The sequence below is a fragment of the Mesorhizobium sp. M1006 genome, assembly GCF_040318825.1.
Classification (GTDB): Bacteria; Pseudomonadota; Alphaproteobacteria; order Rhizobiales; family Rhizobiaceae; genus Mesorhizobium.
Genome location: NZ_JAMYMZ010000006.1, coordinates 122,213 through 133,900 on the forward strand (window position 1 = coordinate 122,213; position 11,688 = coordinate 133,900).

The 11,688-nt window shown below is 61.7% G+C and carries 10 protein-coding genes, 1 tRNA gene and 2 pseudogenes; all 13 read right to left on the reverse strand.

The window, feature by feature from the left end; translation table 11 throughout:
• Positions 1 to 2: 2 nt before the first annotated feature.
• Positions 3 to 1,190 (reverse strand): amino acid ABC transporter permease, encoded by a 1,188-nt coding sequence (locus tag NKH60_RS07790; protein ID WP_352871714.1) that lies wholly within the window; start codon positions 1,188 to 1,190, stop codon positions 3 to 5.
• 70 nt (positions 1,191 to 1,260) lie between these two features.
• Complete coding sequence (locus NKH60_RS07795; protein WP_502907736.1) at positions 1,261 to 2,274, reverse strand: amino acid ABC transporter substrate-binding protein; 1,014 nt, start codon at positions 2,272 to 2,274, stop codon at positions 1,261 to 1,263.
• A 196-nt stretch (positions 2,275 to 2,470) separates the two neighbouring features.
• Positions 2,471 to 3,433 (reverse strand): LysR family transcriptional regulator, encoded by a 963-nt coding sequence (locus tag NKH60_RS07800; protein ID WP_352475066.1) that lies wholly within the window; start codon positions 3,431 to 3,433, stop codon positions 2,471 to 2,473.
• A 218-nt stretch (positions 3,434 to 3,651) separates the two neighbouring features.
• Positions 3,652 to 3,939, reverse strand: coding sequence for an NADPH-dependent FMN reductase family protein (locus NKH60_RS07805; protein WP_352871716.1), 288 nt, complete (start codon positions 3,937 to 3,939; stop codon positions 3,652 to 3,654).
• A pseudogene (locus NKH60_RS07810) lies at positions 3,903 to 4,127 on the reverse strand (aldo/keto reductase); the annotation flags it as partial. The gene NKH60_RS07805 and the pseudogene NKH60_RS07810, both read right to left, overlap by 37 nt.
• A 159-nt stretch (positions 4,128 to 4,286) precedes the next feature.
• Positions 4,287 to 4,595 (reverse strand): hypothetical protein, encoded by a 309-nt coding sequence (locus tag NKH60_RS07815; RefSeq protein WP_352871718.1) that lies wholly within the window; start codon positions 4,593 to 4,595, stop codon positions 4,287 to 4,289.
• Positions 4,596 to 4,757: 162 nt separating this feature from the next.
• Positions 4,758 to 4,853, reverse strand: a tRNA-Sec gene (locus tag NKH60_RS07820).
• Positions 4,854 to 4,976: 123 nt separating this feature from the next.
• Positions 4,977 to 6,812: pseudogene (gene selB, locus NKH60_RS07825) on the reverse strand (selenocysteine-specific translation elongation factor); the annotation flags it as partial.
• Positions 6,809 to 7,600 (reverse strand): tetratricopeptide repeat protein, encoded by a 792-nt coding sequence (locus tag NKH60_RS07830; protein WP_352871720.1) that lies wholly within the window; start codon positions 7,598 to 7,600, stop codon positions 6,809 to 6,811. The pseudogene selB and the gene NKH60_RS07830, both read right to left, overlap by 4 nt.
• Positions 7,587 to 9,008 (reverse strand): L-seryl-tRNA(Sec) selenium transferase, encoded by a 1,422-nt coding sequence (gene selA / locus NKH60_RS07835; protein ID WP_352871722.1) that lies wholly within the window; start codon positions 9,006 to 9,008, stop codon positions 7,587 to 7,589. The genes NKH60_RS07830 and selA overlap by 14 nt, the downstream gene beginning before the upstream one ends.
• 4 nt (positions 9,009 to 9,012) lie before the next feature.
• Complete coding sequence (gene fdhE, locus NKH60_RS07840; protein ID WP_352871724.1) at positions 9,013 to 9,933, reverse strand: formate dehydrogenase accessory protein FdhE; 921 nt, start codon at positions 9,931 to 9,933, stop codon at positions 9,013 to 9,015.
• 115 nt (positions 9,934 to 10,048) lie between these two features.
• Positions 10,049 to 10,747: a formate dehydrogenase subunit gamma gene (locus tag NKH60_RS07845; RefSeq protein ID WP_352451684.1), complete on the reverse strand. Its 699-nt coding sequence runs from the start codon at positions 10,745 to 10,747 to the stop codon at positions 10,049 to 10,051.
• Positions 10,734 to 11,684 (reverse strand): formate dehydrogenase subunit beta, encoded by a 951-nt coding sequence (gene fdxH / locus NKH60_RS07850; protein ID WP_352871726.1) that lies wholly within the window; start codon positions 11,682 to 11,684, stop codon positions 10,734 to 10,736. The genes NKH60_RS07845 and fdxH overlap by 14 nt, the downstream gene beginning before the upstream one ends.
• Between the last annotated feature and the right edge of the window lie 4 nt (positions 11,685 to 11,688).

Below are 11,688 nucleotides of genomic sequence, written 5' to 3' on the forward strand. Positions count from 1 at the left end.
CGTCACCTCTCGACGATCGCAAAATGTCGGTTACACGCGTTCATGGCCAACGACGTGGCAAGGGAGATAACGAGATAGACGGACAAGGTGATCGCCATGACCTGGACGGCGGCGCCGGTCTGGTTGAGTACCGTCCCGGCAAAGATCTGAACGAGGTCGGGATAGCCGATGAACACCGCAAGCGACGAGTTCTTGATTAGATTGAGATACTGGCTTGTCAAAGGCGGGATGATAATACGCAGCGCCTGCGGAACAACGACAAGGCGAAGCGTCTTGCCCGGCGCCAGCCCCAGCGCATACGCAGCCTCGCTCTGGCCCTTTGGCACTGCCTGGATTCCACTCCGGACGATCTCGGCGATGTAGGATCCGGTGTAGACCGACAGACCGATCAGGAGAGCGGCAAACTCTGGATAGAGTTGATGTCCGCCTTGAAAGTTGAAACCCCGCAGCTGCGGCGCGAAAAACGAGACCGGCTCGCCAGCCGCCAGGAACACGATCAGCGGAAATCCTATCAAGGTCGCCAGGCTGACCAAAAATACCGGCAGCTGCTTGCCAGTTCGTTTCTGGACACTCTTGGCGCGGAACCAGAATGCAATGCAGCAGAAAACGGCCGCTACCAATGCCAGGCCCACAAGCCCCGCCCCCGGATGCCACTGGATCTCCGGAATGATGAGGCCGCGATTGTTGAGATAGATGCCGCCGGGGATGGCGATGGACGCCTTCGGGGAAGGCAACGGCTTGAGGACGGCGTTGTACCAGAACAGCAGCTGCAGCAATAACGGGACATTGCGCACAAGCTCGACATAGGCGGTCGCCACCTTCGAAACGATCCAGTTCGGCGAGAGGCGGGCAACGCCGATGACGAAGCCAAGCAAGGTGGCCAGCAAGATTGCGAGGAAGCTGACGTAGAGGGTGTTGACCACTCCCACCCAGAACGCCTGACCGTAGGTGGATAGTGCATCGTACGGTATCAGGGTTTGATTGATGTCGAAGCCGGCAGCCTCACCCCAAAAATCGAATGAGAGCGGAATCCCCCGGACCCGCATATTCGATGCGGTCTGCATGCCGATGCCCAGGGCCAAAGCCAACAGGCAACCTGCGAGCAAGAGCTGGTAGAAAACGCCGCGCACTTTCGTATCGTGCAGCGATAGGCTCCTGCGCGAGGGCGCTGGAAGCGACAAATCGGACATGGCGTGTTCCTATCGGGATCTGTGCAAGGCGCTGGCGGTAACGCGCCAGCGCCTTGCAACCATGCTTTGCCTAGCGAATCGGCGGAGCGTACTGAACGCCGCCTTTGTTCCAGAGCGCGTTCATGCCGCGCTCCATTTTCAGCGGGGAGTCCTTGCCGACATTCCGATCAAACACTTCGCCGTAGTTCCCGACCTGTTTGATCACCTCGACCGGCCAGTCGTCGCCGAGCCCGATGTCCTTGCCGATGCTGCCTTCCACGCCAAGCAGACGGCGGATGCTGGGATTGTCCGACGACTTCATCGCATCAACGTTTTTGGAGGTGACCCCGTATTCTTCGGAGGCCACCATGACGTAAAGCGTCCACTTCGCCACATTGAACCACTGGTCGTCTCCCTGCCGCACTGCCGGGCCAAGCGGCTCCTTGGAGATCAGTTCGGGAAGAACAATGCTGTCGTCCGGCTTGGCCATGCGAAGCCGCGATGCGTTCAAGGTAGAGGTGTCCGCCGACAGGACGTCGCAACGCCCCTCCTCGTAAGCCTTCACGACAGCTTCCTCGTCGGCGAAACCAACCGTAGTGTACTTGATCGACTGCGAGCGAAAATAGTCGGCAAGGTTCAACTCGGTCGTGGTGCCTTGGGTGACGCAAATCGATGCGCCCTCGAGCCCCTTGGCTGATGTGATGTTGTCCGCCTTGCGCACCATAAATCCCTGACCGTCATAGAAGTACGTCCCCGCAAAAAGTATGCCGAGAGACGTATCGCGCGACGATGTCCATGTTGCGTTGTGTGCAAGAATGTCGATCTCCCCCGACTGCAAGGCGGTGAAGCGATCTTTTGGCGTCAATGGGATGAACTTAACCTTTTGCGCATCCCCGAGCACGGCAGCGGCCACGGCGCGACAATAGTCGACCACAAATCCGGTCCATTTGCCTTCGTTATCGGGAAGGCTGAAGCCAGCCGTGGCCGAATTTGTGCCACACGTCAGCACTCCATTCTTTTTGACATTGTCGAGGGTTGCGGACCACGCCGAGAAGGCAGTGCACGCGATAGCGAGGGCAAGAAAGCCCTTGAACATCGATCCCATTTCGGTATTCCCCTGTTTTTGTTGAAGGGAATGTGGCCTCAGGTATGACTATTCGTCAAATTGACTGTTCTCATTGCGAAAATGAGCGTCATTCATAATTGAGGAGGCGCTCGCTCTCGGGTGAAAGGGAGCTTGAGTGCTGATCGGGCTAGTTTGCTTGGGGCGGGCTAATCGAATGAGCGACGGCGCGCGCGACCTATGGTGCAGCCAACCCCGGTGCTCCGACGGTTGACCCTTGGTCTCTCTCGGTCCGCGACTCGTTGTAGATGCTCATGATTATTTCCCGGAGCCATTTGGTACCCGGGTCATTCGCCATCTGGCGGTGAACAATGAGCCAGGCATTCACATTCGATATGGCAAGGGGCGGCGGGACCAACGTCACCTCACTCCTCTCGTCCAGAATTTGCAGGATGGCATCGCCGCAATGGGTAATCAGTTCAGTGCCGCGAAGCGCCCAGGGCAGCACCAGATAATTCGAGATGGTCGCAACGACATTGCGCCGGAGACCATGCTGCTTGAGGGCGGCATCCGCGAGGCCTTCTGCCAGACCATCTGCGGAAATCTGCAGGTGAGAACTGGCCAAATATGTTTCCAGTGTCATTGCGTTCCTGGCGATCTTGCTTCCACTCCACACCGCGCAAAACAATTGATCCTGGCCAAGCTCCACCTTCAAGAGACCTGGGTCGTCGCGTATTGCCGCTCCCGTCAGCGCACAGTCGACTTGTCTCAAATAGACCGATGAACCGATTTCGGGTCCGTTTGCGGGAATGACGTTCAGCGTCGCGCCAGGCGCTTGCCTCGAAAATTCCCGTATGAGCCCTGGGATGAATATCATGGCGTGATAGTCAGTGAGTCCCACGCGAAAGTTGCGTCGCGTCGTTGCTGGATTGAAGATCTGATGCCGGTCGATCGATGCGCGGATAATCGCCAGCGCGGCAGAAATATCCGACAGCAGCTCAACCGCCCGAGGCGTTGGCCGCATCTCGCCTCCATCTCTCGTGAACAATTCGTCCTGCAATAAATACCGAAGTTTTGATAGGGAATGACTTACAGCTGATTGTGTTCTTCCCAATTCGGCAGCTGCGCGCGTTACGCTCCTTTCACGCATCATCACGTCGAACACTCTCAGCAAGTTGAGATCGATATCATCGAAACTCATGAGACCCTCCCCCGTTTTCGTCATGCCTCGCCTGCATGCTAACATCGCTTCCAACGCGCGAACGATGCGAACAAATGCGACCCTTCGACCTGCGGGGTCAACGTTCCCTATTGGGAAATCAATACGTTACCGGAGGGTTCGCCAAACCCATTTCCTTCGCATTCTCTCGTATGGTCTGGCGAACCTAAGGACCAGGGACGTCTACGACTCGCTGCCCCTTAGGCTGAGGCCAGACTGACCTGTTGGCGCTTCGGCTGCCGTGCCGAAACCAGGGTGGCGAACTGGTCCACCGCCTGCCCGGCCCGTGCCAGAACCTGCGGGTCCGTGAGCTTCCCGTCGGAAAAGTCGCTGTCACTGCCATAGACGGCGCTTGGCACCGTCAGTGCCAAGTAAAAGCCGAACAGGGGGCGAAGCTGATGCTCGATCACCACAGCGTGGCGTTGACCGCCGCCTGTTGCGCCGATCAGGGGCGCCGCAGGCTGTTCTCGACCGTCTGGATCACCCATTTGCGCGAATGGCCGCCGAGATTAGGCCCCTTGTCGTGCGAGTTGACGAACTTGGTCGCCACGACCCAATGATCGCGCGTCGCCTTGATGCAGCGACCGACGACTTCCTCGGACTTGCCGTTGTGGTAGACTTCGGCGGTGTCAATGAAGTTGATGCCTTGCTCGCGCGCCTTGTCGATGATGCGATATGGCTCCTATGTCATGGGAGTGAACGCCTTCCGGCGTCCGCCCCCAAAGCAGCTGCTTGCGGCGGTGACCGAAGCGCCGGCTACCGCATCGTGTCGTCGGTAATAAAGCGACGTTGCGCTCTCTGCTTTCACATCCGGGTATGCCGAAAAGTCCGTCGGTCAAAAGTCGACCAGCGGCGTGTCCACGATCTGGTGCTCGAATAGCAACCAGAACGACGATCCCCGGGATTCGGAGTACCAATGCTCAAAAATCGCAAGGGCCTCGCCGATATTGGTGGCGGATTCGTGCTCGAGCAGCTTCGCAGCCTGGAACAACGCAAGCGCGACGGGGCCAAAATGCGTGATCGCTTCCGTGCGCGCCTCGCTGTCCGCATTCCAGCCGAGTCGCAAGCGCAGGACGGCCAAAGCGCTGGCCACGGCGATCTCCTCACTTTCGGCTGAGGCCACGGCGTCCGAGATCGCCTGCATGAGGTTGAGCCGCCTGAAGGCGAAAGCGCGCTCCTGTTCCAGAACCGCGATCTGATTGGCCGCTTGTCGCCTGAAGCTTGCCTCGGTTGTCCTGGCGGTCTCAGCCGTCGTCTTCAGGTCATTGAGAAAGGAAGCCGTCGGATTCATCTTGGCTCACTAGGATGGCGGAAGAGAGTGGGAGTCGAACCCACCAGAGACCGACTCGCGGCCCCTCCCGGATTTGAAGTCCGGACGCCCCACCGGGGACGATGCTCCTCCAGAAATTTGCGCCATCGGCGGCTCACCCTCGCCTGCCAGGCGGAACAGGTCCAGCCTGCGCCTGTTCAGACGGCGCAAGTCTCCCCGCCGCAGCGTCACGCCGTGCCGATCGAGAAATTCGAGGATATGGATGGCGACCTTGCGTCCGCTGCCCACGCGATCGCGAAATTGAGCAGCGGTGAACTCGCCTGTGGGCATCGACGCAGCCAGGTCGCGCGCGATCTCGAGGATCTGCGCCAACGCCTGGCGCTGGAAGAAGTGATCATGAGCGACCTCGTGGACCTTCCCCATGCGGCCGGCAAGCTTCAGAAGCCGCCGGATTTGCGTCTCCGGCGCGGCCAGCACCTCGGCAATATCCCACACTCTCGGCGGATGGAATCGTTCGGGTCCGCCGATGAGGGGCTGGATCTGCAGCCAGAGAGTTTCATCCTTTGCCGTCAGGTGCGCCTCATGACCGGGCAGCCGCACCCAGGCGCCGTCCAAGGCAACTTCTCCAGCGTGCGAAAGGCTCCGCAGAACTGCTATGAAAGAGGGGGCCGGCAGACGTGGATCAAGCCCAATACGCAGTCTCTCCATTCCTACGCCCGGCAAATCCGGATTGTCGGCATGGAAGGTCTCCAGGGTCGCGGCCAAGTCGCGCTTGAATCGCAACCAGCGCTCTGGCGACAGCACGAGAAGCATTTCTCCGACGGCAAAACGGACAAGCCCGAGTTGATCGATCAGGCCTCCCGTCTCGCAGTCACTGAGCGCCCTGTCGCGCGCGAAAGCCTTCAGGTCGAAATAGTGGGGCGGCGCATCAAGGAGTGCGGCGGCGGCCAGTTCGGGCGCCAATAGCGCATGGGCATCGAGTTGGACCAGCCGTTCCGGCGCGCGGCGTTTGCGGCTGGGCGCCCGCAGATCGAGAAAATGTCCGCCGCCGATGGTTCGCTGCGCGGAGGTGTCGCGCACCACGTAAACGTCGCCGGCAGCGGCCGCGATCGGACTGTCCAGCACCAATTGAACATTGGCCGTGCCGCCAGGCCGGATCGGTTCGTCTCCGAGGAGTACAATGCGTGCCCCCACCTCCGTCGCGGCATGGTGGAGCCGCACCGGAAACCATTGGCCGATCGGCTTGCGTTCACCCGGCAGAACGCGAAGGCTTGCATTGATCCGGTCCGACGGCGCGTGAAGCTTCGGATCGACAACTACGTCGCCGCGCCGGATCGCCTCCTTGAAAACCCTTTCGCCGGTCAGATTGAGCGCGCAGCGGTCTCCCGCCCGACCACGTTCAGCCGGCCGGTTCTGGGCGTGGATCGATCGAACCCGCGCAAGCAATCCCGACGGGCTTACGACCACGTTGTCCCCAGTACCGAGAGAACCCGAAAGCACTGTGCCCGTCACGACGGTGCCCACGCCGCGCAGCGTGAACGAGCGGTCCACCGCTAGTCGAAAACGGCCCGAAACTGCACGCCGGGCAAGATGAGACGCCTCCTCGAACAAGAGATACCTGAGTTCATCGATACCTTCGCCTGTAACGACCGAGACGGGAATCAGGCGGGCCTCGGCAAGCATCGTCCCGGCAAGCACCGAGCGGATATCGTTCGCCACCGCAGTGCGGCGCTCTGGATCGGCCAGGTCGCATTTCGTGAGCAGGACGGCGCCGCGCTTGACACCGAGCAGGTCGATGATGGCGAGATGCTCCCGGGTTTGCGGCATGACGCCGTCGTCGGCGGCCACCACGAGCAACACGAAGTCGATGCCGCTGGCGCCGGCGAGCATCGTGTGTACGAAACGCTCGTGCCCGGGAACATCGACGAAACCGATGCTATCCCCACCCGGCACGGGCAAATAGGCGAAGCCGAGATCGATCGTCATGCCGCGTGTCTTTTCCTCCTGCAAACGATCGGTGTCTATACCGGTCAGCGCATACACCAGCGCAGTTTTGCCATGGTCGACATGTCCCGCCGTGCCAACGATCATGATGATGCGGCCTCCGGCCACGGCGCGGCGGCGCGACGCTCGGCCTCGGCGGCATCGCCCGCGCTCAATTCGGCGCGCACCGCAGCCAGATAGCGGCTGGCAAGGGCGCTGCCGCCTGCCTGGGCACGCAGGAGCCAAACCAGCGCCTCGACCGCGTCAGCCGGCACGCCCGTGCCAAGATGACAGGCGGCACCGAGCATTGCCTGCCCTTCGGCGTCTCCTCGCACGGCAGCACGGCGCCACCAGCGGACAGCCTCGTCCGGATCGCGCGGCACGCCGAGCGCATTGTGATAAAGCATGCCGATCCGGGTCATCGCGGATGCGATGCCTTGATCGGCCGCGGCAAGCGCCCAACGTCGCGCCTCGCCGACATCGGGAGCCATCACTTCGCCCTCCAGCAGCATCCAGCTCAGCATATCCTGCGCCGGTCCGTCGCCAGTTTCCGCTGCGGCCCGATAGAGCTCGGCCGCCCGGCGAAAGTCCTGCTCGACGCCTTCGCCGCGGAAATAGAGCGACGCCAAGTTCCTTTGCCCGACAGGATCCCCTGCCTCGGCGGCGAGCGCCAGCCAGCGAAAGGCCATATCCGCATCACGCTCGACGCCGAGCCCTGCGGCGAAGCAGGCGCCGATATTGTTCTGAGCGCGGGCAACGCCCTGGTGAGCCAGCGGCTCCCATACGGAGAGAGCCACGGCATGATCGCCTCGCCGCGCGGCTTCGAGGGCCTCGGTCATGCGTGCGGCCACAGGCGTCTCGGCTGGGCGGCGCGCACGGCGGTCAAGCCAGCGCATCGGTTCCTCCCGGATTTAAGCCGGCCAGATTGGCGACGAAGTTCGCCTCGTCTTCCAGGCAGCGGAAATCGAGCACGAGCGCCTGGTTTTCGATGCGCCCGATCACGGGGACGTCCAGCCCACGCAGCGCAGCCGCAAGCGCTTCGAGCGCCCGGCCGCTCCCTGAGCGCGGCTTGAGTGCAAGCCCGGCGCTTGGCATAGTTTCGAGCGGCAGCGCGCCGGATCCGACTTGGCTCCGGCACTCCACCGTGTCGACCGCAAAGGCTTCGCCCACGGCGTCAGCAACCAGGGGAGCAAGGCGCTTTGCCTGGGCTGCAATCTCCCTCACCGAGCGCGAGAGCAGCCTTAGCGTCGGCAGGCGCTCGGCCAGGCGGTCGGGGTCGCGGTAGAGCTTCAACGTCGCCTTGAGCGCTGCCAAACGAAGCTTGTCCACCCTGAGCGCCCGCTTCATCGGGTTGCGGCGGATCGCTGCGAGCAGGTCCCTGCGGCCGACGATGAACCCCGCCTGCGGACCGCCAAGCAGCTTGTCGCCGGAGAATGTGACGAGATCGGCGCCGTCGGCGACCGCCTCGCGCACGGTCGGCTCGCGCCCAAGGCCGTAGCGGGCTAGATCGACCAGCGTGCCCGAACCGAGATCATGGACCAGCGGTATGCCATGCGCGTTGGCGATTGAAGCGAGCTCGGGTGCCCGGATCTCGGCCGTGAATCCTTCGATCCGGTAGTTCGATGTGTGCACCTTGAGGATGAGCCCGGTCTCCGGGCCGATCGCCGCGACATAGTCTTTGCGATGCGTGCGATTGGTGGTGCCGACCTCGACAACCCTGGCGCCAGCGCGCGTCATGATCTCGGGCATCCGGAAAGAGCCGCCGATCTCGATCAACTCGCCTCGCGAAACGATCGCTTCGCGACCGAGCGCCAGCGTGTTGAGGACGAGAAGGACGGCAGCCGCGTTGTTGTTGACGACGGTTGCATCCTCGGCTCCGGTCAGCTCGCAAACCAGCGATCGAAGATGATCGTCCCGTTCGCCGCGCTCGCCTTTCTCGACATCGAATTCGAGAGCCACCGCTTCGCGCATCGCCAGCCGAACAGCCTCGACCGCCTCTTTCGCGAGGAGGGCTCGTCCGAGATTGGTATGCAGCACCGTTCCGGTCAGGTTGAAAACGGGGCGCAGGGAAGAGCGTTCGCCGTCCTTGAGCTGCACGAGCGCGTCGCCGGCAAGATCGTTTGCCTCCGGCACGATGGCTCCGGCATTGCGGGAGGCCATTCGTGCATCGGCGACGGCTCGGCGAATGGCCTCCGTCGCGGCCTGCCGTCCGAAGCGCTCGATTGCGGCCGCCGCCAGCGGGGTCCTCAGCACTTGGTCGACCGACGGAAGATTGCGCAAAGGGTTTGCGGATGAAGGGGTCATCGTATCAATAGCCAACAAGGAACGGATTGAACGATCCGCGGCGATGGCCACCCTCGCGGACGAGCAGGTCGAGGCCGAGCGTCGCCACGTCGTCGGCGACCGGATCGAGAGCCGGATCCTTGTGCTGGTACAGGATCTTTACATAGCAGCCGCATGCATCGCAGGTCTCGGCTTTGACCGTGCCAGGGCCTCCCTCGATTTCCTGATAGCCTATTCCCTTGGTCGAGCCGCACAGCGTACATTTGATACGGACGTGGTTCCACAATGTTCCACACAGCGCGCAGGCGCAGAACCGCGCCCCGTGTGCGCCGTGCCAGCCGACGATGATCGAGGATACGGGCGGCCCACCGCAGGCCGGACAGGCGCCGTCGGCAACCGGAACCAGCGTCGAGCTGTCGAGACATGCCGCGAGGCGGGCGAAGTGAACCTGCAGCGCGGCCGCGACATAGACATGCTCGGCAAGCGCGTTCATTGGGATCGCATCGGTGAGCACATTGCGCACCATGGATTCGACCCCGGACGCATCGATATTCGCCAGCCCGTCCAAGGCGGCTGCGGCCGCCTCGGGTTTTTTGATCGTGGCTGCCACTTCGAACAGGCGGCCGAGCGTCATTCCAAGGGTGGCATCCGAAGTGAATTGGTTGCGATCGAGCGGCGGCATACCGAAGGTTCGTGCGCGCTCGCGCGCCTCCGCGGTCGGCAATTTGACATCCGGCAAGCCATCCTGGATGCGGTGCTGCGCATCCGTCAGTGCAGAGAGGAAGCGGAGATAGGGGCCGAGCTGGTGGTCATCCGCCAACACATTCAATCGCTCGGAGCGGCGAATGAACAACGTCCGCGGATCAGGCAGGCGCGCAAAGGGTGGGGCCGAGACCTCGCCGATTACAGTCGGGTCAGGGCGTGACGGATCTTGTTGCCTTGGCATTTCAACCTCACGAACCTCACGGGCCACGTGGTCGGCTTGATACTGCTCCAGAGCAATTCCACCGAAAAGTGTATAACGGTTTTCCGTCCGGAATTGCGTAAAAACAAATACCCGCTCATTCGGCAGGATTCGATCCCGAACGTCCGTCCGGTTTGCCTGCGATCAGTTCACGCAGCCATTTGCGATGATGCCGCCAAGCCCAGCCGCCGGTCACCCGTCCGCGCGTCATGGCGGGAATTGTGCCGCGTACCCAGATGGCCGAGTAGAAATGGATAATCCAGACGCCGATGATCGCCACGGCAGCGATCGAATGGACAAGCAGCGCCACCCGCTGCTGGCCGATCGTGGTGTAAGCGGCGAAATATTGTTGCCAGATGACAATGCCGCTCGAAATCAGGATGATGATGAGGATCGACATTGACCAGAAGACGAGCTTCTGGCCGGCATTGTACTTGCCGACGTCGGGGACGTTGTCCTCGTGATTGGACAATACGTCACGGAAACGGGCGAGCCACGTTCCGTCCTCGGGCCTCCACAAGTTGGCCTTCCAGAACCGAAGGAAAAGCCCAAGGAAGCTGAAGAAGAGCAAGACGCCGATCCATGGGTGAATGAAGCGCGTGAACTGGCCGCCGCCAAACAACCCCGACAGGAAGAACAGGCTCGGGTGAAACATGGCAAGGCCGGACAAGGCGAGCAGGATCAGGCTGGCCGCCGTGATCCAATGGTTGATCCGCGCGCTCACCGTGTAGCGGTCCACGATGACTGGCTTGCCGGGATGTACCTGCTCGTTCGGCTTCACGTCATATGCGGCCATCGGTATCGCCTTCCGTCAGCTCTTCGGCATGCTCCTCATCCGCCTCGGAGACCCTGTTCGGTCCCATCACCAGATGGTGAAGCAGGCCGACGCCGGCGGCCACGCCGAGAATGGTGAGGCCGGCATATTTGGTCACGCCCTTCCAGGCCTCCACGAGCGGACTGATCTTCGGCTCCTTCGGCAGACCAGAATAGAGTTCCGGCTGGTCGGCATGGTGCAGCACATACATCACATGCGTCCCTCCGACGCCGGGCGGATCGTAGAGGCCGGCATTCGAATAGCCGCGCGATTTCAGGTCCTTGATGCGGCCGTCGGCGTGCTGTTTCATCTCGTCTTTTGTGCCGAACACGATCGCCTGGGTCGGGCAGGCCTTGGCGCAGGCTGGTCCCTGGCCGACAGCCACGCGGTCGGAGCAGAGCGTGCATTTGTAGGCCGTGTGATCGACTTTGGAGATGCGCGGAATGTTGAACGGGCAACCCTTGATGCAATAGCCGCAGCCGATGCAGTTCTCATGGACGAAATCGACGATGCCGTTCGAATACTGCACTATGGCGCCTGGCGCCGGACAAGCCTTGAGGCAGCCCGGGTCAGCGCAATGCATACAGCCATCCTTGCGGATCAGCCATTCGAGTTCGTTCGTCTCGGGATTGTCCCATTCGCTGTAGCGCATCAGCGTGAACATGTCCGGCGTCAGATCGGCAGGATTCTCATAGACGCCGGCATTGAAGCCGATCTCCGGATGCGTGTCGTTCCACTCGATGCAGGCCGTCTGGCACGCCTTGCAGCCGATGCATTTCGAAACATCGATGAGCTTGGCGACTTCCGTCAATTGCTGCTCGGGCGCGGGAACCGTCGAGGCAGAGCGGCGGATGAGGTCCTTGTCGGAAAAACGCGGTGCGGTATCCGTCGTCGCAGGATTTGGAAGTGGAGGAAACATCGCC